At 62.7% G+C, this 23,372-nt stretch carries 25 protein-coding genes; 9 read left to right on the forward strand and 16 right to left on the reverse strand.

Translation table 11 applies throughout. The features are described from left to right. Positions 1 to 111 precede the first annotated feature (111 nt). Entirely contained in the window at positions 112 to 852 is a 741-nt protein-coding gene (gene ompR, locus ACSSU5_RS11920; protein ID WP_027595187.1) for an osmolarity response regulator transcription factor OmpR, read from the forward strand. A gap of 13 nt (positions 853 to 865) precedes the next feature. Then, entirely contained in the window at positions 866 to 2,179 is a 1,314-nt protein-coding gene (locus ACSSU5_RS11925; RefSeq protein ID WP_264310724.1) for an ATP-binding protein, read from the forward strand. 91 nt (positions 2,180 to 2,270) lie between these two features. Here the strand turns inward: ACSSU5_RS11925 and rimK are convergent, their stop codons facing one another. Further along, positions 2,271 to 3,176, reverse strand: a complete 906-nt coding sequence (gene rimK, locus ACSSU5_RS11930) for a 30S ribosomal protein S6--L-glutamate ligase (RefSeq protein WP_012316721.1) — start codon at positions 3,174 to 3,176, stop codon at positions 2,271 to 2,273. After that, positions 3,173 to 3,655 (reverse strand): retropepsin-like aspartic endopeptidase RimB, encoded by a 483-nt coding sequence (gene rimB / locus ACSSU5_RS11935; protein WP_264310723.1) that lies wholly within the window; start codon positions 3,653 to 3,655, stop codon positions 3,173 to 3,175. Before rimB ends, rimK begins: the two co-directional genes overlap by 4 nt. Before the next feature lie 109 nt (positions 3,656 to 3,764). Between rimB and ACSSU5_RS11940 the strand changes: the two genes are divergently transcribed. Next, positions 3,765 to 4,166 carry an RNA-binding S4 domain-containing protein gene (locus ACSSU5_RS11940; protein ID WP_027595190.1) on the forward strand — a complete coding sequence of 134 codons (402 nt, stop codon included), beginning with the start codon at positions 3,765 to 3,767 and terminating at the stop codon, positions 4,164 to 4,166. A gap of 65 nt (positions 4,167 to 4,231) precedes the next feature. On the opposite strand, the gene ACSSU5_RS11945 is transcribed toward ACSSU5_RS11940, so the two are convergent. Beyond that, on the reverse strand, positions 4,232 to 5,026 hold the full coding sequence (locus ACSSU5_RS11945) for a phosphatase PAP2 family protein (RefSeq protein WP_492561214.1): 795 nt from the start codon (positions 5,024 to 5,026) through the stop codon (positions 4,232 to 4,234). Between the two features lie 119 nt (positions 5,027 to 5,145). Here ACSSU5_RS11945 and hslO point away from each other — a divergent pair, with 119 nt between their 5' ends. After that, positions 5,146 to 6,045: an Hsp33 family molecular chaperone HslO gene (gene hslO / locus ACSSU5_RS11950; protein ID WP_492561215.1), complete on the forward strand. Its 900-nt coding sequence runs from the start codon at positions 5,146 to 5,148 to the stop codon at positions 6,043 to 6,045. A 179-nt stretch (positions 6,046 to 6,224) separates the two neighbouring features. Next, positions 6,225 to 7,766 (forward strand): phosphoenolpyruvate carboxykinase, encoded by a 1,542-nt coding sequence (locus ACSSU5_RS11955; protein WP_264310720.1) that lies wholly within the window; start codon positions 6,225 to 6,227, stop codon positions 7,764 to 7,766. Positions 7,767 to 7,822: 56 nt separating this feature from the next. Here ACSSU5_RS11955 and ACSSU5_RS11960 read toward each other — a convergent pair whose 3' ends face one another. Further along, positions 7,823 to 8,095, reverse strand: coding sequence for a type II toxin-antitoxin system RelE/ParE family toxin (locus tag ACSSU5_RS11960; RefSeq protein WP_492561216.1), 273 nt, complete (start codon positions 8,093 to 8,095; stop codon positions 7,823 to 7,825). Next, positions 8,095 to 8,559 carry a ParC-related protein gene (locus ACSSU5_RS11965; RefSeq protein WP_264310718.1) on the reverse strand — a complete coding sequence of 155 codons (465 nt, stop codon included), beginning with the start codon at positions 8,557 to 8,559 and terminating at the stop codon, positions 8,095 to 8,097. The genes ACSSU5_RS11960 and ACSSU5_RS11965 overlap by 1 nt, the downstream gene beginning before the upstream one ends. 102 nt (positions 8,560 to 8,661) lie before the next feature. Between ACSSU5_RS11965 and ACSSU5_RS11970 the strand changes: the two genes are divergently transcribed. Further along, entirely contained in the window at positions 8,662 to 9,102 is a 441-nt protein-coding gene (locus tag ACSSU5_RS11970) for an acyl-CoA thioesterase (protein WP_264310717.1), read from the forward strand. A gap of 55 nt (positions 9,103 to 9,157) precedes the next feature. Here the strand turns inward: ACSSU5_RS11970 and ACSSU5_RS11975 are convergent, their stop codons facing one another. From ACSSU5_RS11975 to fdhD, 3 genes are all read right to left on the reverse strand, one after another. Further along, on the reverse strand, positions 9,158 to 9,637 hold the full coding sequence (locus ACSSU5_RS11975; RefSeq protein ID WP_027595195.1) for a glycine zipper domain-containing protein: 480 nt from the start codon (positions 9,635 to 9,637) through the stop codon (positions 9,158 to 9,160). Positions 9,638 to 9,953: 316 nt separating this feature from the next. Next, on the reverse strand, positions 9,954 to 12,299 hold the full coding sequence (locus ACSSU5_RS11980) for an FdhF/YdeP family oxidoreductase (protein ID WP_492561217.1): 2,346 nt from the start codon (positions 12,297 to 12,299) through the stop codon (positions 9,954 to 9,956). A 5-nt stretch (positions 12,300 to 12,304) separates the two neighbouring features. Then, the gene (gene fdhD, locus ACSSU5_RS11985; protein ID WP_264310715.1) at positions 12,305 to 13,135 is read right to left on the reverse strand and encodes a formate dehydrogenase accessory sulfurtransferase FdhD; all 831 of its coding nucleotides are present in this window, start codon (positions 13,133 to 13,135) and stop codon (positions 12,305 to 12,307) included. A 174-nt stretch (positions 13,136 to 13,309) separates the two neighbouring features. Here fdhD and lysM point away from each other — a divergent pair, with 174 nt between their 5' ends. Next, positions 13,310 to 13,750: a peptidoglycan-binding protein LysM gene (lysM, locus tag ACSSU5_RS11990; protein WP_492561218.1), complete on the forward strand. Its 441-nt coding sequence runs from the start codon at positions 13,310 to 13,312 to the stop codon at positions 13,748 to 13,750. 118 nt (positions 13,751 to 13,868) lie between these two features. Here the strand turns inward: lysM and yrfG are convergent, their stop codons facing one another. Continuing rightward, the gene (yrfG, locus tag ACSSU5_RS11995; RefSeq protein ID WP_264310713.1) at positions 13,869 to 14,531 is read right to left on the reverse strand and encodes a GMP/IMP nucleotidase; all 663 of its coding nucleotides are present in this window, start codon (positions 14,529 to 14,531) and stop codon (positions 13,869 to 13,871) included. A 64-nt stretch (positions 14,532 to 14,595) separates the two neighbouring features. Here yrfG and nudE point away from each other — a divergent pair, with 64 nt between their 5' ends. Both nudE and cysQ read left to right on the forward strand, forming a co-directional pair. Next, the gene (gene nudE, locus ACSSU5_RS12000; protein WP_264310712.1) at positions 14,596 to 15,162 is read left to right on the forward strand and encodes an ADP compounds hydrolase NudE; all 567 of its coding nucleotides are present in this window, start codon (positions 14,596 to 14,598) and stop codon (positions 15,160 to 15,162) included. Further along, the gene (gene cysQ / locus ACSSU5_RS12005; protein ID WP_492561219.1) at positions 15,159 to 15,986 is read left to right on the forward strand and encodes a 3'(2'),5'-bisphosphate nucleotidase CysQ; all 828 of its coding nucleotides are present in this window, start codon (positions 15,159 to 15,161) and stop codon (positions 15,984 to 15,986) included. Before nudE ends, cysQ begins: the two co-directional genes overlap by 4 nt. Positions 15,987 to 16,233: 247 nt before the next feature. On the opposite strand, the gene ACSSU5_RS12010 is transcribed toward cysQ, so the two are convergent. Genes ACSSU5_RS12010 through rfbB form a run of 7 tightly spaced genes read right to left on the reverse strand, consistent with a single transcriptional unit; the run spans position 16,234 to position 23,298 of the window. Further along, positions 16,234 to 16,689: a thioesterase domain-containing protein gene (locus tag ACSSU5_RS12010; RefSeq protein ID WP_264310710.1), complete on the reverse strand. Its 456-nt coding sequence runs from the start codon at positions 16,687 to 16,689 to the stop codon at positions 16,234 to 16,236. Beyond that, positions 16,686 to 18,095 (reverse strand): sigma-54-dependent transcriptional regulator, encoded by a 1,410-nt coding sequence (locus ACSSU5_RS12015; RefSeq protein ID WP_492561220.1) that lies wholly within the window; start codon positions 18,093 to 18,095, stop codon positions 16,686 to 16,688. The genes ACSSU5_RS12010 and ACSSU5_RS12015 overlap by 4 nt, the downstream gene beginning before the upstream one ends. Then, positions 18,092 to 19,906 carry a sensor histidine kinase gene (locus ACSSU5_RS12020; protein WP_264310708.1) on the reverse strand — a complete coding sequence of 605 codons (1,815 nt, stop codon included), beginning with the start codon at positions 19,904 to 19,906 and terminating at the stop codon, positions 18,092 to 18,094. Before ACSSU5_RS12020 ends, ACSSU5_RS12015 begins: the two co-directional genes overlap by 4 nt. A 38-nt stretch (positions 19,907 to 19,944) precedes the next feature. Further along, a complete protein-coding gene (gene rfbD, locus ACSSU5_RS12025; protein WP_492561221.1) occupies positions 19,945 to 20,805 on the reverse strand; it encodes a dTDP-4-dehydrorhamnose reductase in 861 nt (286 codons plus the stop codon). Beyond that, on the reverse strand, positions 20,802 to 21,347 hold the full coding sequence (rfbC, locus tag ACSSU5_RS12030) for a dTDP-4-dehydrorhamnose 3,5-epimerase (RefSeq protein ID WP_492561222.1): 546 nt from the start codon (positions 21,345 to 21,347) through the stop codon (positions 20,802 to 20,804). The genes rfbD and rfbC overlap by 4 nt, the downstream gene beginning before the upstream one ends. Further along, positions 21,344 to 22,219, reverse strand: coding sequence for a glucose-1-phosphate thymidylyltransferase RfbA (gene rfbA / locus ACSSU5_RS12035; RefSeq protein WP_492561223.1), 876 nt, complete (start codon positions 22,217 to 22,219; stop codon positions 21,344 to 21,346). The genes rfbC and rfbA overlap by 4 nt, the downstream gene beginning before the upstream one ends. Beyond that, entirely contained in the window at positions 22,216 to 23,298 is a 1,083-nt protein-coding gene (rfbB, locus tag ACSSU5_RS12040; protein WP_492561224.1) for a dTDP-glucose 4,6-dehydratase, read from the reverse strand. Before rfbB ends, rfbA begins: the two co-directional genes overlap by 4 nt. Positions 23,299 to 23,372: the final 74 nt, after the last annotated feature.

Consider the following 23,372-nt stretch of genomic DNA (forward strand, 5'->3'; position numbering starts at 1 on the left):
CCAGCCTGAATGGCCCGGAACTGGCGCCGGGGGAAAAATCTGCTAACAATGCTCACGGCACGCGTTGCAATGGCTACGCCATAATGCGCGGCGATACCAGAGGAGTTATTCATGACCGGCACTGCAAACACCGCTGAAGGTGACAAGATTCTCATCGTCGACGACGATCCGGGGCTGAGCAGCCTGCTGGAACGTTTCTTCACCAGCAAGGGCTACCGTGCCCGCGCGGTGCCCAACACCGAGCAGATGGACCGCCTGCTGTCGCGCGAGGTGTTCAACCTGGTCGTGCTCGACCTGATGCTGCCGGGCGAGGACGGCCTGTCCGCGTGCAAGCGCCTGCGCCAGTCGAACAACCAAATCCCGATCATCATGCTCACTGCCAAGGGCGACGAGCTCAGCCGTATCAAGGGCCTGGAGCTGGGCGCTGACGACTACCTGGGCAAGCCGTTCAACCCTGACGAGCTGATGGCCCGGGTCAAGGCCGTGCTGCGCCGCCAGGCACCGAGCGTCCCTGGCGCCCCGGGCAGCGAGGACGAGTCGGTCACCTTCGGTGATTACGAGCTGTCCCTGGCAACCCGTGAACTCAAGCGCGGCGACGAAGTGCACATGCTCACCACCGGTGAGTTTGCCGTGCTCAAGGCGCTGGTCATGCACGCGCGTGAACCGCTGACCCGCGACAAGCTGATGAACCTGGCCCGTGGCCGTGAGTGGGATGCTTTGGAGCGTTCCATCGACGTGCAGATCTCGCGCCTGCGCCGCATGATCGAGCCGGACCCATCCAAGCCACGTTACATCCAGACGGTCTGGGGCGTGGGTTACGTCTTCGTACCGGACGGAAACGCCGGCAAATGATGCCGTGCCGTCGATGAAAACGCCGCTGTGGTTTCCGCAGAGTTTCTTCGCCCGCACGCTGTGGCTGGTGCTGATCGTCGTCCTGTTTTCCAAGGCGCTAACCCTCGTTTACCTTTTGATGAACGAGGATGTGCTGGTCGATCGTCAGTACAGCCACGGTGTGGCACTGACCTTGCGCGCCTATTGGGCTGCCGATGAAGAGAACCGCGACAAGATCGCCGAAGCAGCAGGCCTGATCCGGGTGACCGGTGCTGGTGTGCCGGAAGGCGAGCAGCATTGGCCATACAGTGAGATCTACCAGCGTCAGATGCAGGCCGAATTGGGTGAAGACACCGAAGTGCGTCTGCGCATCCATGCACCACCGGCGTTGTGGGTCAATGCGCCGAGCCTCGGCCCTGGCTGGCTCAAGGTGCCGCTGTACCCGCACCCGCTGCGGGGGCAGAAGATCTGGAACGTGCTCGGCTGGTTCCTGGCCATCGGCCTGTTGTCCACCGCGTCGGCCTGGATTTTCGTGCGCCAACTGAACCAGCCGCTCAAGCGCCTGGTGTTTGCCGCTCGGCAACTGGGTCAGGGGCGCAGCGTGCGCTTGCCGATCAGCGACACGCCCAGTGAAATGACCGAGGTCTATCGGGCGTTCAACCAGATGGCCGAGGATGTCGAACAGGCAGGGCGTGAGCGTGAGCTGATGCTGGCCGGGGTTTCCCACGACCTGCGTACACCGCTGACGCGGCTGCGCCTGTCGCTTTCGTTGCTGGACAGTGACAACGAGTTGAGCGATGACATGGTCCGCGACATCGAGGATATGGACGCGATTCTCGACCAGTTCCTGGCGTTCATCCGCGATGGGCGTGACGAGCCGGTGGAAGAGGTCGACTTGGCCGACCTGGTGCGCGAAGTGGTGGCACCGTACAACCAACCGGAAGAGCGTGTACGGCTGTGCCTTGAGCCTATCCCACCGTTCCCGCTGCGCCGGGTTTCGCTCAAGCGCATGCTGGGCAACCTGATCGGCAACGCCTTGCACCATGCCGGCAAAGGGGTAGAGGTGGCGGCCTATGTGTCGGGCGACGAGAGCGCGCCTTACGTGGTGCTCAGCGTGCTGGACCGGGGGACGGGGATCGACGAGTCGGAGCTGGAGACCATCTTCAACCCGTTCATTCGTGGGGACCGTGCCCGTGGTGGCAAGGGGACCGGGTTGGGCTTGGCGATCGTAAAGCGGATCGCGGCCCAGCATGGCGGGAATGTCGAGTTGCGCAATCGGTCTGGTGGCGGGATCGAGGCGCGGGTGAGGTTGCCGTTGGGGCTTTTGTTGCCGCGTAATGCGGTGTGATCTGTAGCGGCCTCTTCGCGGGGCAAGACCGCTCCCACAGGTATTACGGTGGGAGCGGGCTTGCCCCGCGAAGAGGCCGGCAAGACCAACCCTAGCCTTTCCCCTTGGTCCGGGTCTGATTCGGCCCGCCATTCTTCTCCAGGTGCTCGATGATCATCCCGGCCACGTTCTTGCCGGTGGTCACTTCAATGCCCTCCAGCCCCGGCGATGAGTTCACCTCCATCACCAGCGGCCCATGGTTGGACCGCAGGATATCCACCCCCGCCACACTCAAGCCCATGACCTTGGCCGCACGAATCGCGGTTATCCGCTCTTCCGGCGTGATCTTGATCAGGCTGGCGACGCCGCCCCGATGCAGGTTGGAGCGAAACTCACCCGGCTTGGCCTGACGTTTCATCGAGGCAATGACCTTGTCGCCCACCACGAAGCAGCGAATGTCGGCACCGCCGGCCTCCTTGATGTACTCCTGCACCATGATGTTCTGCTTCAGGCCCATGAACGCTTCGATCACCGACTCGGCCGCCTGGGTGGTCTCGCACAGCACCACGCCAATGCCCTGAGTACCCTCCAGCACTTTGATCACCAGGGGGGCACCATTGACCATCTGGATCAAGTCCGGGATGTCGTCAGGCGAGTGGGCGAAGCCGGTGATCGGCAGGCCGATGCCGCGCCGCGACAGCAACTGCAATGAGCGCAGTTTGTCACGCGAGCGGGCGATGGCCACCGATTCGTTGAGCGGGTAGACGCCCATCATCTCGAACTGACGCAGCACTGCGCAGCCGTAGAACGTGACCGAGGCACCGATGCGCGGGATCACCGCATCGAAGCCTTCCAGCGGTTTGCCGCGGTAGTGGATCTGCGGCTTGTGGCTGGCGATGTTCATGTAGGCCCGCAGGGTATCGATCACCACCATTTCGTGGCCACGCTGGGTACCGGCTTCGACCAGGCGGCGGGTGGAATACAGACGCGGATTGCGCGACAGCACAGCGATCTTCATGCAGCACCTGTGACAGGGGAAAGGGTGGCCGCAAAGGCCGGTTTGTCTTGTACGTACTTCAGGCCAGGGTTGACCACCAACTGGCCGTGAATAAGTGCCTTGGAGCCGAGCAACAGGCGGTAACGCATTTCTTTGCGACAGGCCAGGGTGAACTCTACTTCCCACACGCTATCGCCCAGCGCCAGCGACGTGCGAATCACGTAGCGGGCTTGGGCGTGGCCATTGGAGCTCTTGATGGTCTTCATGGTCACCAGCGGGGCTTCGCAACGGCGGTGACGCAACTGCACCACCGAGCCCAGGTGCGCGGTAAAACGCACCCAGGGCTGGCCGTCACGCTCGAACGGCTCCACCTCGGTAGCGTGCAGGCTGGAGGTGCTGGCGCCGGTGTCGATCTTGGCGCGCAGCCCGGCGACGCCAAGGTCGGGCAGGGCCACCCACTCGCGCAGGCCGATCACAGTCAAATGGTCAAATGTCTTCACGAAACGCGCCCTGGGGATAAGGTGGTGAACTGTAAGCACGGCGTGGACTTTTTGCATCCGCAAGATACGGTAGTACAGTTCGATTAAAGACAGAATTCGAGGTAACGGGATGGCACATAAGGCGGAAGAAGACGACAAGGTTCGCCTGGACAAATGGCTGTGGGCGGCGCGGTTTTACAAAACCCGGGCGCTGGCCAAGGCGGCCATCGAAAGCGGCAAGGTGCACTGCCGGGGTGAACGCTGCAAGCCCGGCAAGGAACCCAGGGTGGGGGATGAATTTGTCCTGCGTACCGGGTTTGACGAGCGCACGGTAGTGGTCAAGGCGCTGTCGGTGGTGCGGCGTGGGGCGCCCGAGGCGCAAGCGCTGTATGCCGAGACGGAAGAAAGCGTACGCCGTCGTGAGCAGGCTGCCGAGATGCGCAAGGCCGGAGCGATGGGCGTGACCACCGATGGCCGGCCAAACAAGAAGCAGCGGCGGCAGATTCACCAACTGCACGGTAGCTTTGACTGAACAGGGGCAAGACAAATGTGGGAGCGGGCTTGCCCCGCGAATGGGCCGCAAAGCGGCCCCCGCTGTTAGCGAACCACCGCCAATCTGCCGACCAACGGTAACCTGGCTGCCAAAGCAAACACCGGCGCTGTCCAGCGCAGCAACGCCGCGCTGCCTTTGGCCGCCAAAGGCGTATAGCAGCTCCACCCCAAGGCCAGTATCGCCATCAGCAACCCGCCGATGTAGTCATCCTGGCCCCAATGGGCGCCTGCCACCAAGCGCGGCAACATGAACACGACCGCCAGCGCCCAGACCACCAGGTAGTGCACCAGGCGGCGGCTGAACAGGCTCATGAACAACGCCCAGATCAGCAGCACCGAGGCGTGATCGCCCGGGAAACTCTTGCTGGAGCGGTCCTTGAGTTCCCAGGCAGCTTCCAGCTTGGGGTAGTAGTCGCTGAGGTGCACGACGCCGTCGAAGATCATCGACGGGCTCTTGTGTTGCCACCCTGCGGCATCCACCCACTTGGAAAACAGCGCGCGAATCACCACTAATAGGATCAGGGTGACCAAAAAGCCGAAAAAGGCCTCACGCACCTGGCAGGCTTTGAACACCCAGTTGCCACGGATCAGCACTGTCAGAAGGATCAGCCCGACCACAATGTCGAACGGGCGCAGGCTGCCAAGGGTCCAGATGTAGCGCCAGGTGGTGTTGTCGGCCAGCGGCGCATTGAGGCTGTGGAACAGCCACTCGTCGAAAGTCAGGCACAGGATCTGGCCAATAGGCCATAACCAGAAACACAGTAGAGCGATGGGCAGCAGCGTGCAGGCTGCCAATGGCCCGAAGGACCACCTTGCTTGGAACAGTGGTCGATTGTCCATAAGATACCTCTATTGCCAACAGAAATCGGAGCGCCTTGTGAGCGCTCTCCCACGGGCTTCGCAACTGTTTCGAAATCCCGTGTAACCATTTTGTCATCATTTTCAGATAGCCAGAACCTATGAGCGAATTGCCGGATACCGATTTCACCCAACGTTTCCTCTTCGACGACCGCGACATCCGCGGTGAGTGGGTGGGGCTCGACCGCAGCTATGCCGAAGTGCTGGCGCGCCACCCGTACCCCCAACCTGTGGCATCGCTGCTCGGTGAATTGATGGCCGCCACCGCATTGCTGGTGGGCGCCCTGAAGTTCGACGGGCTGCTGATCCTGCAGGCGCGCTCCCAGGGGCCGATCCCGTTGCTGATGGTGGAGTGCTCGGGCGACCGTGAGATTCGCGGCGTGGCCCGTTACGAAGCCGATCAGATTCCTGCCGATGCGACATTGGCGCAGCTGATGCCCGACGGCCACCTGACCCTGACCATCGACCCGGTCAAAGGCCAGCGCTACCAGGGCACCGTCGACCTGGACGGCACTAACCTGTCGGAATGCTTCACCAACTACTTCGTTCAGTCGCAGCAGCTCAATACCCGTTTCTGGCTCGATGCCAAAGATGGCAAGGCGCGCGGCCTGCTGTTGCAGCAGTTGCCGGTAGACCGCCAGCGCGACGAAGAAGAACGCGCCGAGAGCTGGCAGCACGTGACGGCCCTCGCCAGTACGCTCAAGGGCGAAGAGTGGGTGCTGGGCAACGAGACCCTACTGCATCGCCTCTACCATGAAGACGCTGTGCGCCTGTTCGATATCGAGCCACTGCGCTTCCGCTGCAGTTGCTCGCGCGAGCGTTCCGGCAATGCGCTGGTCAGCCTCGGCGAGCACGACGCCAAGCAGTTGGTTGAAGAGTGTGGCGGCACAGTAGAAATCGATTGCCAGTTCTGCAACGAGCGCTACTTCTTCGATGCTGGCGATGTGGCGCAACTGTTTGCCGGTGGCGGTACAGACACGGCGTCAGAAACTCGCCACTGAAACGTTTAATTGCAGGGAAATCTCCTGTCGAATTGCGCAAAAGCGCGGTTACGACAGGAGGGGCCTACTTTTTTTGGGCGTTTCTGGCATAATCCGGCCACTTTTTTCGCTGTAGTAGTTTTTTACAGACAACTACAAAACGTTTGGAGCACTCGGCCTCGGGCCGGATGGGGTATCTCATGACGCAAGCCAACAACACCGTGTACACCGACCTGAGCGTCGATGAGCTGGTAAAAGAAGCGCTGCAACGCGGTGAAGGCGTACTAGCCGATACCGGCGCACTGGTCGTTGAGACTGGGCACCGTACAGGCCGTTCGCCGGCTGACCGTTTCATCGTCGAAGAACCTTCCACTCAGGACGCTATTGCCTGGGGCCCGATCAACCGCAAGTTCCCGGCCGACAAGTTCGATGCCCTGTGGGACCGCGTCGAGGCGTTCAACAACGCCCAGGATCACTTCGTTTCCTACGTTCACGTAGGCGCTGCCGCCGAGCACTACCTGCCGGTGAAGATGACCACCCAGACTGCCTGGCAGAACCTGTTTGGCCGTTGCCTGTTCATCAACCCTGAGCAGTTCAACCCGGCTGGCCGTGACCAGTGGCAGGTTCTCAACGTTGCCAACTTCGTGTGCGAACCTGAGCGTGACGGCACCAACTCCGACGGCTGCGTGATCATCAACTTCGCCCAGAAGAAGGTACTGATCGCTGGCATGCGTTACGCCGGTGAAATGAAGAAAGCCATGTTCTCGGTGCAGAACTTCCTGCTGCCGGCTGCCGACGTGCTGCCAATGCACTGCGCCGCCAACATCGGCGAAGCAGGCGATGTGACCCTGTTCTTCGGCCTGTCCGGCACCGGCAAGACCACCCTGTCGGCCGACGAAAGCCGTTACCTGATCGGTGACGACGAGCACGGTTGGGGCGAAGGCGTTGTCTTCAACATTGAAGGCGGCTGCTACGCCAAGTGCATCGACCTGTCCGAGAAGAACGAGCCGGTCATCTGGAAAGCCATCAAGCATGGCGCAGTGCTGGAAAACGTCGTCCTCGACGCCAACAAGCACGCCGACTACACCGACGTCAGCCTGACCCAGAACAGCCGTGCGGCCTACCCGCTGGAGCACGTTGCCAAGCGTTCCGAAAAGAACCTGGGCGGCGAGCCTAACGCGGTCATCTTCCTGACCTGCGACCTGACCGGTGTTCTGCCTCCGGTATCGATCCTGAACAACGAACAGGCTGCTTACCACTTCCTGTCCGGCTACACCGCGCTGGTAGGTTCCACCGAAATGGGTTCGGGCGGCGGCATCAAGTCGACCTTCTCCACCTGCTTCGGCGCGCCGTTCTTCCCGCGCCCGGCTGGCGAGTACGCCGAGCTGCTGATCAAGCGCATCAACGGCTTCAACTCCAAGGTCTACCTGGTCAACACCGGCTGGACTGGCGGTGGCTACGGCGTTGGCAAGCGTTTCAGCATCCCGACCACCCGTGCCGTGATCGCTGCGATCCAGAGCGGTGCTCTGGTAGGTGCCGAGACCGAGCACTTGGACATCATCAACCTGGACGTGCCAAAAGCCGTTGCGGGTGTCGAGACCGAACTGCTCAACCCGCGCACCAACTGGGCTGACAAAGCGGCTTACGACGAAGCTGCAAAAGGCCTGGCCAAGCTGTTCATCGAGAACTTCAAGAAATTCGAAGTTTCCGACGCGATCAAGGCTGCTGGTCCACAGCTGTAAGCTGCTAGCAGTTGCTACGACAGAGCCGCCCTAAGGGCGGCTTTTTCGTATGTGAGTCAAGGCCATTTTTGCCGTGCATGCAGAATTCGAATGATTTCAACGCACTCACCCGAGACGCGGTAAATCATCACATAGTTGGGCCGTACCACGATTTCTCGTGTCTTTGGGTACCTACCCTCTTTGTACAGGGAAGGATTGTGGGCAGCGCGCCTGGCTTTCTCCCTGAAGGATTCGTCCAGCATGATGGCTGCTTCCGGGTTATCTTGCGCAATATGGTCCATGATGCGTAAACGGTCTTTACGTGCCATCTGACGCCATACCAGGCGCATCAGCGGATATTGGCCCTGAGCGCAGCGCGGTGTGCGGCGAACAGTCGTTCCGCTTCTTCATCCTCCATGAGCGGTGAAGTATCGTTCAGGCTTGCCTCGACCTGTTCGGTAAACCAAGCCTCATAGGCTGCGGCCTCATGGGCTTTTTTGAGGGCCTGGGCACGATCAGGCCGTTGATACGTACTCGTTTGGCCAGGATCAAACGTGGATGCATCAACCTCAAAATGCTCGATACCCAGATCGAGCAGGTAAGTCACCAGGGTTTCGAATTTCTTGAACAGCCTCACGTTGCCGCTGCGTTGGGCGGTCAGAATGTGTTCCTGCTGATTGATATCAACCTGGATGGCCCAGCCTCCCGGCTGGCCCACGATGTGAGTGGCGTTGATTCGTCCTGCTTCAGCCAATCGGCTCAGGTTGGCATGATCTAACTGATGAGTGGGCACGGGTGTTTTTCTCGGTTTCATCGGGATAAACCATGCTATGCAATCTATAGTTGATTGCGACTATATGCCTTCCGATATTGTTGTGGGAAGCTTCCTTCTGGTGTCACCAACTGTGGATAACTAATGACCGAATCTCCTCAGCGTTCCTCGTTCACCCACTTCCACCCCATCCTCACCCGCCCGCAGGACAACGATCACAACGGCCATATCGCCGGTGCCACTGTGCATGGCTTTTTCGAAACCGCCATCCAGGCCTTTCTGGTGGAGCAAGCCGAATTCGACCTGCGCGAAGGTGAGCTGGCGGCGTTCGTGGTCAGTTCGGCTGCGGACTTCTTCGCCCTGCCGGGTTTTCCGGATGTGCTTGAGGTAGGCCTGGGCGTGACGCGCCTGGCGGGCAGTACGGTGGAGTACCGGTTGGCCCTGTATCGCCCAGGCGAAGCGGATGCTTGTGCGGCGGGGACGGTGGTGCAGGTGTTCATCCAGCGCGCAAGTGGCCGGCCTGTACCGTTGCCTGAGACGCTGCAGGTAGTCCTCGCCGGCCTTCAGCTCGACCCACAGGCATAAAAAAGCCCCGCCGGTCTGGGCGGGGCTTTTGCTGCCAGGGCTGGGCCCTCAGGCATCAGTCGCGCCAGTGGCGCTTGTGCTTGCGGTGGCCGTAATGGTGACCGCGATCGTAGTGACGACGGTCGTCGTAGCTGCGACGGTAGCGGCGATCGTCATGACGCTCGTCTTCGTCGGCCTTGTTGCCCATGTAGTTACCCAGTGCGCCACCGGCACCACCGCCGGCTGCTGCGCCAATGTAGCTACCGGTGGTGCCGCCCACGGAGCGACCGACCACGTTACCGCCCGCAGCGCCCAGCGCGCCACCGATGGCGGCCTCGCCACGCTGGCGTTTGTCGGCACCCAGGGCACCGCCGGCCGCACCGCCCAGGCCAGCACCAATGGCGCCGCCTGTGCTACCACCGATGGAGTTGCCCACCACGGAGCCGAGTACCCCACCCAATGCGCCGCCAATGCCGGCCTCGGTATTGCCACCGGCCATGGCAACGCCGCTGAGCAAGCTGAAAGACAACAACAGAATCGAGGAGTACTTCTTCATCAAGAGAGCCTCATAGGGATGACGAGGCGAATTTGAGGCTCTGGAGGGCGGCTGGCAATGAAAATCCGACGAGTAGCACGAGTTGTACACAATTCTCTAAGTTACTGTATTTGCTGTGAAACTTAATCGATTTTCGGCTGTCAGAGGTACTTATGACAAAGCCCTGAACCGTTACGGAACAGGGCTTTTTTTGTTTTTAGCGGTGCTGCTCCCGGCGCTTTCGCGGGCAAGCCCGCTCCCACACCATTGGCCCAATGCTCAAGCCTTGTGGAGTACCTGTGGGAGCGGGCTTGCCCGCGAAGAACCCAACACTTTTCTACAGAATGCGCCCGTCGTCCCGTGCCCGCTCAAGCTTGATGGCAATGAACTTGGACGTCGGCGTATGGCTGCCATCGCCAATGCTCTCAAGCGGCACCAGCGGGTTCACCTCTGGGTAGTAAGCCGCCGCCTGCCCGGCGGGGATATCGAAGGCTAGCAAGGTGAAACCGTGCACCCGGCGCACATGCTCATCCCCCCACAATGAGACGATGTCGACCTTCTGCCCTGGCTGGAAGCCGAGGCGGACAATGTCGGCCTCGTTGACGAACAGCACCTCGCGCTGGCCACGCACGCCCCGATAACGGTCATCCAGGCCATAGATGGTGGTGTTGTACTGATCGTGCGAACGCATCGACTGCATGACCAGGTCGGGCAATTGGCCGCTGGCCCGCACCCGTTCATCCAGCAAGGTGTCCGGTAGTTGGTTGGCCTTGAAGTTGGCGCGTCCGGTGCTGGTCTTCCATTCGCGGTTGGCGGCGCTGTTGCCCAGATAGAAGCCGCCCGGTTCACGCAGGCGTTCGTTGAAGCCGCTGAAGCCGGGGAGGGTGTCGCCGATCAGGTCGCGGATACGGTCGTAATCAGCCACCAACCAGTGCCAGTCGACCGGCTGCTTGCCCAGGGTGGCGGCAGCGATGCCAGCGACCACTGCGGGCTCCGAGCGCATTTGCGTCGACAGCGGCTTCAACTGGCCGTTGGACGCGTGGACCATGCTGAACGAGTCTTCCACGGTGACCGCCTGTGGGCCGTCGGCCTGCAGGTCGATGTCGGTACGGCCCAGGCACGGCAGGATCAATGCCTGCTTGCCATGGATCAGGTGGCTGCGGTTGAGTTTGGTGCTGATGTGCACGGTCAGCTCGCAGTTGCGCAGCGCTTGGGCGGTACGCTCGGTGTCTGGGGTGGCTTGGGCGAAGTTGCCGCCCAGGCCGATGAACACCTTGGCGCGGCCGTCGAGCATGGCGTGGATCGCTTCGACGGTGTTGTGGCCGTTGTGCCGCGGCACGGGGAACTGGAAGCGTTTTTCAAGCGCATCGAGCAGCGCCACCGGCGGGCGCTCGTTGATGCCCATGGTGCGGTCGCCCTGGACGTTGCTGTGGCCACGCACCGGGCACAGGCCGGCACCTGGCGCGCCGATGTTGCCACGCAGCATCTGCAGGTTGACGATTTCCTGAATGGTCGGCACCGAGTGGCGATGCTGAGTGATGCCCATCGCCCAGCACATGATCACTCGCTTGCCCCGGCAATACATGCGCGCGGCCAGCTCGATGTCAGCCAGGGTCAGGCCGGATTGCGCCTGGATGTGCGCCCATGAAGTGGCATCCACCACGGCCAGGTATTCATCGACGCCGTGACCATGCTCGGCAATGAAAGCGTGATCGAAGACGGCAGGCTCGCCCTTGGCCTGGGCTTCACGCTCCCACTGCAGGACGAACTTGGCCATGCCACGCAGTAGCGCCATGTCGCCGCCAAGGGCCGGGCGGAAGAACGCGGTGTTGGTCGGCCGGTCGCTGTTGGTCAACATCTCCAGCGGGTTCTGTGGGTGCTGGAAGCGCTCCAGGCCACGCTCTTTCAACGGGTTGACGCACACCACCTGGGCGCCGCGCTTTACCGCATCGCGCAGCGGGTCGAGCATGCGCGGGTGGTTGGTGCCTGGGTTCTGGCCCCAGACGAAGATGGCATCGGCATGCTCGAAATCGTCGTAGGTGACCGTGCCCTTGCCGACGCCGATGCTCTGCCCCAGGGCCACGCCGCTGGCTTCGTGGCACATGTTAGAGCAGTCGGGGAAGTTGTTGGTGCCGTAGGCCCGCACGAACAGCTGATAGAGGTAAGCGGCTTCGTTGCTGGCACGGCCCGAGGTGTAGAACTCGGCCTGGTCAGGGGTGGCGAGGTTGTTCAGTTCGCGGGCGATCAGGGCAAAGGCTGCCTCCCAGCTGATGGGCTGATAGCGGTCGCGTTGTGCGTCGTAGACCATCGGCTCGGTCAGGCGCCCCTGGTACTCCAGCCAGTAATCGCTTTGCTCGCGCAGCGTGCTGACGCTGTAGCGGGCGAAGAAGGCAGCGTCCACACGGCGCTTGGTGGCTTCCCAGTTGACCGCCTTGGCACCGTTCTCGCAGAACTTGACCATGCCGCTTTCCGGCGAATCGCCCCAGGCGCAGCCGGGGCAGTCGAAGCCGCCATTCTGGTTGGTCTTGAGCAGGGCGCGAATGTTCTTCAGCGCGTTATCGCTGCCGACCCAGGCCTTGGCCACACTGCGTAACGCACCCCAGCCTCCGGCCGGGCCGTGGTAGGGCTTGTAGCGAGGGGGGGAGGCTGGGGCGTTGTCCGGAAGGTGCTGGTACGAGGTCACGGCTGTTACGACTCCGCCGCTGGGCTGTAGACCCGCGGTGCGCTGTGCTTGGGCAGGTGGATGAGGTTGAGGTTGTGCTTGCGTGCCCATTGCAGCGCAAGGCCGGTGGGCGCCGAGAGGCTGACCAGGGTCTGGATGCCGGCACGCAGGACCTTCTGGATCAGCTCCAGGCTGCAGCGGCTGGTGACGATGGCCAGGCCGCCGGCACTGTCGATGCCTTGGCGCAGCAGGGCACCGATCAATTTGTCGAGGGCGTTGTGCCGGCCGATGTCTTCGCGGCCAAGCAGCAGCTCGCCGTTGCGGTCCATGAACAGCGCCGCATGCACCGCGCCGCAATGCTGGCCAAGCGGCTGGAAGGCGTCGATGCGCTGACGTAGGCCAGCCAGCCAGTGCGCGGGTGGCAGCGGCGCGCCGGGCAGTTCGGCAAGCTCGGGCAGTGCCTGTTCCAGGGCCTCGACCCCACACAAGCCGCAGCCGCTGGTGCCGGCCAGTTGGCGGCGCTGGTTTTTCAGGTTCCAGAAAGCGCGGCTGGAGATTTCCAGGTCGGCGTACATTGCCGAACCGCTGCCGGAAAGCTTGAGGTCATAGATTTCGTCGGTGCTTTCGACAATCCCGCTACCAACGCTGAACCCCACCGCAAAGTCTTCCAGGTCGGTAGGGCTGACCAGCATCACGGCCTGGTTGAGGCCGTTGAAGGCGATGGCCAGGGCCACCTCTTCGGCCAGGGGCGTGCTGGCGCGCTCGGCGTCGCTGAGCTGGACGTAATCGTAAGTGTTGCTGGCGGCGGGCAAGGCCAAAGGCGATGAGGCCGCGCAGACCGGAGGTTTGCTGTTCATCGGGGCTGGCTACCGGCGGCGATTTGATAGCCCAAGCCTAGGCCTGTGGGCCGGTCACGTCTAATCGCTAGGGTCTATGCCGTGATAGACCGCGTCGATTGGTCGCAGTGGGGCAGGTCGGTCAATCCTGGCCTAGACTCCTGGCTCCGAGGTTTTATCGACAAGGAGAACGCAATGAGCCTGTTCAGTTTTGTGAAGGAAGCCGGCGAGAAGTTGATCGACCTGCTGACCCCCGGCAATGCCAATGCCGAGGAGCAGCTGAAGAAACACGTGCAAGACGTTGGCCTGGGCAACCCGAACATCACCGCCACGGTAGAGGGCGACAAGATCATCCTCACGGGTGAAGTGGCCAGCCAGGAGGAGAAAGAGAAGATCATTCTGGCGGCGGGCAACATCAGTGGTGTGGCCAGCGTTGATGATCAGATCACTGTAACAGGGCCGGTCGTTCAGGCTGCGCGGTTCGTTACCGTGCAAAAGGGTGACACGCTGTCAGCCATTGCCGTCGTCGTGTATGGCAACGCCGGCCAGTACAACAAGATCTTCGAGGCTAACAAGCCGATGCTCAAGCACCCGGACAAGATCTACCCGGGGCAGGTGCTGCGGATTCCGGACTGATAGATCGCTATAGGCTGTGCCGGCCTCTTCGCGGGCAAGCCCGCTCCCACAGGTATCCCGCAACACTGCAGTATGGCGGGATACCTGTGGGAGCGGGCTTGCCCCGCGAAAAGGGCCCTCACAGGCCAGCCAGTAAATCCCGGTAATCCTCAACCGCCGCAAATTCCTGGGTGTCGCGAGGGGCCGCCTGGCTGTCCGGCTGGCGCACCGCCAGCAAATGCCCCACGCCAAACTGCTGGGCACTGCGCAGGATCGCCAGTGTGTCGTCGATAAACAGGCTGCGTCCCGGATCGAAGCCGATATCCGCCTGCAACGCATCCCAGAACTGCGGGCTTTCCTTCGGATAGCCGTAGTCATGCGAGCTGATCAGCCGTTCGAAGTACGGCGCCAGCTCCACCCGCTCAAGCTTGAGCGACAACGAGTCACGATGGGCATTGGTGATCATCACCACGCGTTTGCCTGCCTGGCGGATAGCGGCCAGGAAGGTGTCGGCGTCCGGGCGCAGGGCGATCAGGTCGGCGATCTCGCGTTTGAGCTCACGAATCGGCAGCTTCAGCTCACGGCTCCAGAAGTCCAGGCAGTACCAGTTGAGCGTGCCGGCATTGCGCTCGAACAGGGGCTGCAGCTCCAGTTCCGCCATGGCCCGGCTCACGCCATGCAGCTCGGCATAGCGTTGGGGCAGGTGGTCCAGCCAGAAACGGTTGTCGTAGTGCAGGTCGAGCAGCGTGCCGTCCATGTCCAGCAGGACGGTATCGATGGCAGACCAGGGAAGAACAGGCATGGGAAACTCTCGTTCAGTCGGCTAGCCACGGTATAGTAACCCGTTCACGCCAAGGAGCTGCCCCATGCGCCAGAAACCCACCGTCCTCAACCGCGAAATCGTCGCCAGCAGCCGCTTGTTCCGCGTCGAGGCCGTGCAACTGCGCTTCAGTAACGGCGCCGAGCGCACGTATGAACGCCTGGTCGGCCGGGGCAATGGTTATGGCGCGGTGATGATCGTGGCCATGCTCGACGCTGAGCATGCCGTGCTGGTCGAGGAGTACTGCGGTGGTACTGACGAGTACGAGCTGTCTTTGCCCAAGGGGCTGATCGAGCCGGGTGAAGACGTGCTGGCGGCAGCGGACCGTGAGCTCAAGGAAGAAGCCGGTTTTGGCGCGCGGCAGCTGGAGCACCTGACCGAGCTGTCGTTGTCGCCGGGCTACATGAGCCAGAAGATCCAGGTGGTGCTGGCGACCGAGCTGTATGAAGAACACCTTGAGGGCGATGAGCCAGAGCCCATGCGAGTCGACAAGGTCAACCTGCGCGAGCTGTCGGCCCTGGCCATGCACCCGCAATTCACCGAGGGCCGTGCCCTGGCGGCGCTGTACCTGGCCCGCGACCTGCTGATCCAGCGGGGGCTGCTGGAGCTATGAACGACCTGCAACTGATGCACGAAGTGGTCAAGCTGGCCCATCGGGCGGGCGAGGCGATTCTGCCATTCTGGCGTGCCGACGTGGCCGTGACCAACAAGGCCGACGACTCCCCGGTGACCGCCGCAGACCTGGCAGCCCACCGGATCATCGCCGATGGCTTGCTGGCGCTGGCGCCGCAGATCCCGGTGCTGTCCGAGGAGGACTGCGACATTTCGCTGGCCGAGCGCCAGAGCTGGAGCCGCTGGTGGTTGGTCGACCCGCTGGACGGCACCAAAGAATTCATAGCGGGCAGTGAAGAGTTCACGGTCAACATTGCGCTGATCGAAAACGGTGAGGTGGTGTTTGGTGTGGTTTCGATGCCGACCAACGGGCGCTGCTACTTTGGTGGGCGCCAGTTGGGTGCCTGGCGTGCCGAGGCGGGCGAAGCTGCCCAGCCGATCCAGGTACGCATCGCACCGCCTGGCGATGGCCGTTTCACCGTGGTCGCCAGCCGTCGCCATTCCAGCCCGGAGCAAGAGGCGCTGTTGGCTGGGCTAGGGGCTGCGGTGGGTGACCTGCAGTTGGCCAATATCGGCAGCTCGCTGAAGTTTTGCCTGCTGGCCGAAGGCAGCGCCGATTGTTATCCGCGCCTGGCGCCGACGTCGCAGTGGGATACCGCCGCTGCACAGGGTGTGGTCGAAGGTGCTGGTGGCGAGGTGATCGGGCTGGATGGCCAGCCGTTCCGCTACCCGGCGCGTGAATCCCTGCTCAACCCCTTCTTCCTGGCATTGCCCAGCGCAGCCACCTGGCGCCAAGCCTTGATCGACCTGGCGCGCACTTTGTAGAGACTCAAGTAACACGTAGCTTAACGACTAAGCAGGGAGCAACTGTCTTGCTCAAAATCTAAAATTCTGCGCGATCACTGTGGGAGCGGGCTTGCCCGCGAACACGGGCGAAGCCCGTGCCATCCAACGCGTCGCTTGCTTCGCGGGGCAAGCCCGCTCCCACAGGTGATGCGCCAATTATTAGACATTGAGCAAGACAGTTGCCCTCACAATGACCAAAGGGCTGGGCGATCACCTACAGAACAAGCTAGCGGTGCAGCACGTACTGCCCGCTGAATCTCACGGCAGGCGCGTCGCTACCGGCATTGCTGACGGTGGTTTCCAGCGTCAAACGCGCCCGACCACGGCGCTGGTACATTGTCACGAAGCGCGCCCAGGTCTTCTCATCCGGCGCCGCACAGCGAGCCACCGCGGCACCTGTGACCGGCAGCGGGTAACTGATCTGCCCCTCCTGGATGACGATATGCCCGTCATCGATGCCCAGCTCGCGCAAGCGCAGGTGCAGCCACCCCCAACCCACCAGCACTGCGGCGCAGTACAAGCTGCCGCCGAACATGGTGCTCTTGTGGTTGACGTTGGCTGCCAGCGGCAGTTGCAGGCGCAGGGTGTGCTGCTGCCAGTCGATGACCTCCAGGCCCATTTCGCGGGTCAGGGGGATATCGCTGTGCAGTACGGACTGCAAATACTGGCTGTCGGTGTTCATGGACGGTTGTCCTCCTGGTCGTCGTGGCCGCCGCTGCCGCCGTCAAAACTGAGGCTGTGTTTACGCAGCTTGTCATGCAGGGTCTTGCGGGGAATGCCTAGCGCCTCGGCCAGGCTGCGCATGGAGCTATGCGGCTGGGCGAGCTCGGCTGCAATCAGCGAGCGCTCGAACTGTTCGACCTGCTCGCTGAGGTTGCCGGTCAATACCGCTGCTGTTGGCGTTGCCGCTGCCGGCGCCTGGCCGTCGAGGGCCAGCTCCAGGCCAAGGGCGAAGCGTTCGGCGACGTTCTGCAGCTCGCGCACATTGCCTGGCCAGTCGTGGCGCAGCAGCAAGGCGCGCTGTGCCGGTTGCAGGGTGTGCGGCGCCAAGCCGTGACGCTGGCTGGCTGCATCGGCGAAGTGCTGGAACAACACCAGGATGTCGTCACCGCGCTCACGCAGCGGGGGGATGCGCAGCGGCGCCACGTTCAGGCGGTAATACAGGTCGGCACGGAAGCGCCCCTGGTCGGCGGACTGGCGCAGGTCTTCCTTGGTGGCGGCAATGATGCGGATATCCAGCGGGATCAGCTGGTTGCCACCCAGGCGCTCGACCACTCGCTCCTGCAGCATGCGCAGCAGTTTGACCTGCACATCCAGGCTCATGCTCTCGATTTCGTCGAGGAACAGCGTGCCGCCATTGGCGAACTCGAACTTGCCGATACGCCGCTTCTGCGCCCCGGTGAAGGCGCCGGGTTCATGGCCAAACAGCTCGCTCTCGACCACTGATTCGGCCAGTGCCCCGGCGTTGATGGCCACGAAGGGCCCCTCGCGGCGGCTGGACAAGTCATGCAGGGCGCGGGCCACCACTTCTTTGCCCGCGCCGGTTTCACCCAGAATCAGCACATCGGCGCGGGTGCCGGCCAGGGCGCCGATCTGCTCGCGCAGGCGCAGCATTGCCGGCGACTGGCCCACCAGGCGGGTGGCCAGTTGCTGGCGGTCGCTCAAGGCCAGGCGCAGGCTGCGGTTGTCCAGCACCAGGCGACGCAGGGCCAGGGCACGGCGCACGCTGTCGAGCAGGGCGTCGCTGGCGAACGGCTTTTCGAGAAAGTCATAGGCACCGGCGCGCATGGCCTGTACCGCTAGCGGCACATCGCCGTGGCCGGTAATCAGCAGCACGGGCAGTTCGCTGTCGCGACCGTGCAGTTGCTCCAGCAGCTGTAGGCCATCGATGCCAGGCATGCGGATGTCGCTGACCACCACACCGGGCCAGTCAGCTTCGATACGCTCGGCCAGGCCTTGGGCATCGGCCAGCGCCACCACCTTGAGCCCGGCAAGGTCCAGGGTCTGGCTCAGGGCCTGGCGCAGGTGCGGGTCGTCGTCGACCAGAATGACCTGGGCTTGGCTGTCGATCAGTGTCTCGGGGGTCATGCCGAGGGGTCCTCCGAATTGGGCAGGGTAGCGCCGGGTGCGGCCACGCGCAGTTGCAGGGTGAGCAAGGCGCCGCCTTCAGGGTGGTTGGCCAGCAGCAGTTCGCCGCCAAGGGCGCGCATCAGGCTTTCGCAGATGGCCAGCCCCAGGCCCAGGCCCTGGGTACGGGTCTTGGTGGTGAAGAACGGCTCCTTGGCATGCTCCAGCGCCTGACGGCTGAAACCCGGGCCGTTGTCGCGAATGTACAGGTAGACGTAGCCATCGCGCTGCTCGGCACTCAGCCAGAGGCGGCGCGGGTTGGCTTTTTCGGTGAGGGCGTCGAGGGCGTTGGCCAGCAGGTTGCCGAGCACCTGGCGCAGTCGGGTTTCACCCGCCTGTACCCACAAGGTGGCCTCCGGCAGGTCGCGGATCAGCTCAACGGCCATCGCTCGGCGACGCTTGGCCAGCAGCGCCAGGGCGTCGTCCAGCGCCGGCTGCAGGGCCACGCTTTCCGGGGCGTGGCGGTCGCGGCGGGCGAAGGCGCGCAGGTGGGCGATGATCGAGGCCATGCGCCCGGTCAGCTCACCGATCAGCTTGAGGTTGCCACGGGCGTCATCGGTGCGCTGGTGGTCGAGCAGGATCTCGGCGTTCTCGGCGTAGCTGCGGATGGCCGCCAACGGCTGGTTGAGCTCGTGGCTGATACTCGCCGACATGGTGCCCAGCACCGACAGCTTGCCGGCCTGGACCAGTTCGTCCTGGGCCCGCACCGCTTCCTGCTGGGCATTTTCACGGTCGAGCACGGCACGCTTGAGGCGGGTGTTGAGGCCTTCGAGGTCGGCGGTGCGTTCGGCCACGCGTTTTTCCAGCTCCTGGCGGCCGCGGGCCTCGAAGTCGATGCGGTCGATGTAGTGACGCCGCCGTTGCATCACCAGGCCGGCCAGCAGCACCAGCACCAGCAGCGTGCCGGCGCCGATGGCCATCACGGTCTGCACCGAGCGGTCGACCAGGATGCGCGGGGCAAGGATGCTGACCTGCCAGCCGGTTTCCTTGATGTCGCGGGTCTGGGTGATCCACGCATCGTGGTTGAGCTGCAGCGGTTGCGGGGCCTGGGTCGGGTACGGCTGGATGGCGATGATCGCCTGGCGCTCGGCCTCGGTCAGTGCACGGGTGGCGCGGAAGCGCCAGTCCGGCCGAGAGGTGAGGATCACCACGCCGTTATGGTCGGTCAGCAACAGTTGCTCTGGGGTGCGGCCCCACAGGGTTTCGGTGTGGTCCAAGTCGACCTTGACCACCAGCACGCCCACGATCCGCTCGCGGTCGCGCACGGCGGCGGCGAAGAAGTAGCCACGCTTGGCCGAGGTGGTGCCCTGGCCGAAGAAGCGCCCCAGGTGGCCGGCCATGGCCTCGTTGAAGTAGGGGCGGAAGGCGAAGTTGCGACCGACGAAGCTGTCGTGCTTGTCCCAGTTGGAGGCGGCCAGGGTATTGCCGCTGACGTCCATCAGGTACATCACCTCGGCACCGGTCTGCTGGACGATGTCCTTGAGCAGGCGGTTGGCGTTGGTCACCGCTTCCAGGCGGAACGGGTCGGCCAGCACACCGCGCAGCGCCGGCAGGTCGCCGAGGATCTGCGGCAGGGTTTCGTAGCGGTGCAGGGTGCCTAGCAGGTTGGCGACGTACAGGTCGAGGGTCTGGCGGTTCTGTGAGGCCAGTTCTTCCTGATAGTAGCGCTCGGCCAGGTGATGCAGCGGCCACAGGAGTGGGATCAGGCACAGGGTCAGCAGGGCCAGGCTGCGCCAGCGGGGACGGCGTGGAGGCGTGGGTTTTGCGATCATCACGTAAGTGCGCCAGAAAAGTCTGACGCAATTATGCGCTACTTGAGGCAGTCGATCAGCGCCTGCTGCCAGTGTGGCAGGCGGACGTGCCATTGCTGAGCCAGGCGTGAGCAGTCCAGGCGTGAATTGAGTGGCCTGCGGGCGGGCGTGGGGTATTCGCTGGACGGGATTGGCAGCAGCTCGGCACAAGGCAACCCTTGGGCCCGTAACTGCTCGGCGATCGCCTGCGCGAAGCCGAACCACGACGTCTCACCTTGCGCGGTGAGGTGGTAGGTGCCCCAGGCGCCCGCCTGCCCGGCCTGCCAGCGTTCGATCAGCACACGGGTGCTGGCAGCAAGGGTACCGGCCCAGGTCGGTGCGCCAATCTGGTCGTTCACCACGCGCAGTTGAGGCTTTTCTTGCAGCAGGCGCTGCATGGTCAGCAAAAAATTGTGCCCGTATCGCGAATAGACCCAGCTGGTGCGCAGGATCAGGTGTTGACCGGCCACCGCAGCGATCGCCTGTTCGCCGGCCAGTTTGCTCTGGCCGTAAATCCCCAGGGGGTTGGGGGTGTCGTGTTCGGTGTAGGGGGTGGCTTTGCTGCCGTCGAAAACGTAGTCGGTGGAATAGTGGATGAGTGGCGCGCCGAGCCGTGCTGCTTCCTCGGCAAGCACGCGAGGGCTATGGGCATTGATTGCAAAGGCGCGCTCTGGTTCGCGCTCGGCCTGGTCGACCGCGGTGTAGGCAGCGGCATTTATGATCAGCTCGGGGGCAAGCTGGCGCAGCGGTTCGCGCAGGGCTTCGGGGCGAGCCAGGTCCAGGTGCTCACGGCCAAGAACGTGTAGCTCGCCCAGGCCAGCCAATTGCCCCTGCAGTGCTTGGGCTACTTGGCCATTACGGCCGCAGATGACGATCTTCATGGCAGCAATTGCGCCTCGCTCAGCGGCGCGCCGACCTTATCCTTTTCCGACAGCACCGGCGGCCCTTCGAGTTGCCAGTCGATGGCAAGTTGCGGATCGTCCCAACGGATGCAACGGTCGGCGCCAGGGTTGTAGTAGTCAGTGGTCTTGTAGAGAAACTCGGCCGACTCACTGACCACCGAGAAACCGTGGGCAAACCCCGGTGGAATCCACAGTTGTCGATGATTATCGGCCGACAGGTGCACCGCGACCCATTTGCCGAACGTGGGCGAGCTCTTGCGCACATCCACGGCAATGTCGCGTATCTCGCCCTGCACTACCCGCACCAGTTTGCCCTGGGTGTTTTCCACCTGATAGTGCAGCCCGCGCAGCACGCCCTTGATGGAGCGGGAGTGGTTGTCCTGGACGAAGTCCACGGTGACGCCGGCCTGCTTCGCGAACTCGCGGGCGTTGAAGGCTTCGAAGAAGAAGCCACGGCTGTCACCGTATACCGTCGGTTCGATGATCAGTACGTCAGGGATCTCGGTGGGAATGATGTTCATGCAGACTCGATAGCCAGTTGGATCAGGTACTGACCGTAACCGGTCTTCTTGAGTTTTTCACCCTTGATCATCAACTGCTCACGGGTGATCCAGCCTTTGTTGAAGGCGATTTCTTCCAGGCAGGCCACCTTCAGCCCCTGGCGGTTCTCGATGGTTTGCACATACTGCGAGGCATCCAACAGACTTTCGTGGGTACCGGTGTCGAGCCAGGCGAAGCCGCGGCCAAAGCGCTCCACGCGCAAATCGCCGCGCTTGAGGTAGGCATTGGTGACATCGGTGATCTCAAGCTCGCCGCGCTCGGAGGGGCGAATGCCCTTGGCGATTTCGACCACGTCGTTGTCGTAGAAGTACAGGCCCGTCACCGCATAGCTGGACTTGGGTTTGAGTGGCTTCTCTTCGATGGACAGCGCATTGCCCTGCTCGTCGAACTCGACCACGCCAAAGCGCTCCGGGTCCTTGACCCAGTAGCCGAATACTGTGGCGCCGCTCGGGTAGTTGACCGCGCGCTGCAATTGCTCGGTGAAGCTCTGGCCGTGGAAGATGTTGTCGCCAAGAATGAGGCAGACCGAGTCGTCGCCGATGAACTGCTCGCCTATCAGGAACGCCTGGGCCAGGCCATCGGGTGAAGGCTGCTCGGCATAGCTGATGCGGACGCCGAACTGGCTGCCGTCGCCGAACAGTTGGCGGTACTGTGGCAGGTCATGGGGCGTCGAGATCAGCAGGATATCGCGGATATCGGCGAGCATCAGCACCGAGATCGGGTAATAGATCATCGGCTTGTCATAAATCGGCAGCAGTTGCTTGGATACTCCAAGGGTGATGGGGTGCAGGCGGCTGCCGGATCCTCCGGCCAGAACGATGCCTTTAGTCATGCAATGAGCTCCTTGATGTCGGTATTGCCCAGGCGTTCACCCTGGTAGCTGCCATCCTGGACATGGCGGCACCACTGCAGGTTGTCCAGGTACCACTGCACGGTCTTGCGCAGCCCGCTGGCAAAGGTTTCCTGTGGAACCCAGCCCAGCTCCCGTTCGATTTTGCTGGCATCGATGGCGTAGCGCAGGTCGTGGCCGGGGCGGTCCTGGACGTAGGTGATCAGGTCTGCGTAACGGGCCACGCCTTCTGGATGCTGTGGCGCCAGCTCTTCGAGCAGGGCACAGATGGCGTGTACCACGTCGAGGTTCTTCTGCTCGTTGTGGCCGCCGATATTGTACGTCTCACCCACCTTGCCGTGGCTCACCACTTCGAGCAATGCCCGGGCGTGGTCTTCGACGAACAGCCAGTCGCGCACCTGCTGGCCATTGCCATACACCGGCAGTGGTTTGCCGGCCAGGGCATTGAGGATCATCAGCGGGATCAGTTTTTCGGGGAAATGGTATGGGCCGTAGTTGTTCGAGCAGTTGCTGATCAGCACCGGCAGGCCGTAAGTACGGTGCCAGGCGCGTACCAGGTGGTCCGAAGCGGCCTTGCTCGCCGAGTAAGGCGAACTGGGCGCATACGGCGTGGTCTCGTGGAACAAGTCGTCGGCGCCATGCAGGTCGCCATAGACCTCGTCGGTAGAAATATGATGAAAACGGAACGCACGGCGCTGTTCGGCAGGCAGGCGGCTCCACCAGGCGCGGGTAGTTTCGAGCAGGGCGTAAGTGCCGACGATATTGGTCTGGATGAACGCCGCCGGGCCATCGATCGAACGGTCCACATGGGACTCGGCTGCCAGGTGCATGATCGCTTCGGGCTGGAAGCGCTCAAGCACAGCGCTGACCGTCGCCGAGTCGGCGATATCGGCTTGGACGAATTCATAACGGGTGTTGCTGGCGATGCTCTGCAGTGATTCGAGGTTGCCAGCGTAAGTTAGCTTGTCGAGGTTCAGCACTTCGTGTTCGGTGTTGCTGATCAGGTGACGGACGAGCGCCGAGCCAATGAAGCCGGCGCCGCCTGTGACGAGTATGCGCATCTCAAATCGCCTCTGAAAAATCAAGTTCTATGGCAAGCAGCCTAGCTCGTCGGCTAGGGTGGTGGCAGACAAAT

Source organism: Pseudomonas sp. E1MeOHC2 (assembly GCF_058745025.1).

Coding starts and splice junctions, on each gene's coding strand:
- ompR (WP_027595187.1), top strand. CDS start 112: ATGACCGGCACTGCAAACACCGCTGAAGGTGACAAGATTCTCATCGTC.
- ACSSU5_RS11925 (WP_264310724.1), top strand. CDS start 866: ATGAAAACGCCGCTGTGGTTTCCGCAGAGTTTCTTCGCCCGCACGCTG.
- rimK (WP_012316721.1), bottom strand. CDS start 3,176: ATGAAGATCGCTGTGCTGTCGCGCAATCCGCGTCTGTATTCCACCCGC.
- ACSSU5_RS11940 (WP_027595190.1), top strand. CDS start 3,765: ATGGCACATAAGGCGGAAGAAGACGACAAGGTTCGCCTGGACAAATGG.
- ACSSU5_RS11945 (WP_492561214.1), bottom strand. CDS start 5,026: ATGGACAATCGACCACTGTTCCAAGCAAGGTGGTCCTTCGGGCCATTG.
- hslO (WP_492561215.1), top strand. CDS start 5,146: ATGAGCGAATTGCCGGATACCGATTTCACCCAACGTTTCCTCTTCGAC.
- ACSSU5_RS11955 (WP_264310720.1), top strand. CDS start 6,225: ATGACGCAAGCCAACAACACCGTGTACACCGACCTGAGCGTCGATGAG.
- ACSSU5_RS11960 (WP_492561216.1), bottom strand. CDS start 8,095: ATGCGCCTGGTATGGCGTCAGATGGCACGTAAAGACCGTTTACGCATC.
- ACSSU5_RS11965 (WP_264310718.1), bottom strand. CDS start 8,559: ATGAAACCGAGAAAAACACCCGTGCCCACTCATCAGTTAGATCATGCC.
- ACSSU5_RS11970 (WP_264310717.1), top strand. CDS start 8,662: ATGACCGAATCTCCTCAGCGTTCCTCGTTCACCCACTTCCACCCCATC.
- ACSSU5_RS11975 (WP_027595195.1), bottom strand. CDS start 9,637: ATGAAGAAGTACTCCTCGATTCTGTTGTTGTCTTTCAGCTTGCTCAGC.
- fdhD (WP_264310715.1), bottom strand. CDS start 13,135: ATGAACAGCAAACCTCCGGTCTGCGCGGCCTCATCGCCTTTGGCCTTG.
- lysM (WP_492561218.1), top strand. CDS start 13,310: ATGAGCCTGTTCAGTTTTGTGAAGGAAGCCGGCGAGAAGTTGATCGAC.
- yrfG (WP_264310713.1), bottom strand. CDS start 14,531: ATGCCTGTTCTTCCCTGGTCTGCCATCGATACCGTCCTGCTGGACATG.
- nudE (WP_264310712.1), top strand. CDS start 14,596: ATGCGCCAGAAACCCACCGTCCTCAACCGCGAAATCGTCGCCAGCAGC.
- cysQ (WP_492561219.1), top strand. CDS start 15,159: ATGAACGACCTGCAACTGATGCACGAAGTGGTCAAGCTGGCCCATCGG.
- ACSSU5_RS12010 (WP_264310710.1), bottom strand. CDS start 16,689: ATGAACACCGACAGCCAGTATTTGCAGTCCGTACTGCACAGCGATATC.
- ACSSU5_RS12015 (WP_492561220.1), bottom strand. CDS start 18,095: ATGACCCCCGAGACACTGATCGACAGCCAAGCCCAGGTCATTCTGGTC.
- ACSSU5_RS12020 (WP_264310708.1), bottom strand. CDS start 19,906: ATGATCGCAAAACCCACGCCTCCACGCCGTCCCCGCTGGCGCAGCCTG.
- rfbD (WP_492561221.1), bottom strand. CDS start 20,805: ATGAAGATCGTCATCTGCGGCCGTAATGGCCAAGTAGCCCAAGCACTG.
- rfbC (WP_492561222.1), bottom strand. CDS start 21,347: ATGAACATCATTCCCACCGAGATCCCTGACGTACTGATCATCGAACCG.
- rfbA (WP_492561223.1), bottom strand. CDS start 22,219: ATGACTAAAGGCATCGTTCTGGCCGGAGGATCCGGCAGCCGCCTGCAC.
- rfbB (WP_492561224.1), bottom strand. CDS start 23,298: ATGCGCATACTCGTCACAGGCGGCGCCGGCTTCATTGGCTCGGCGCTC.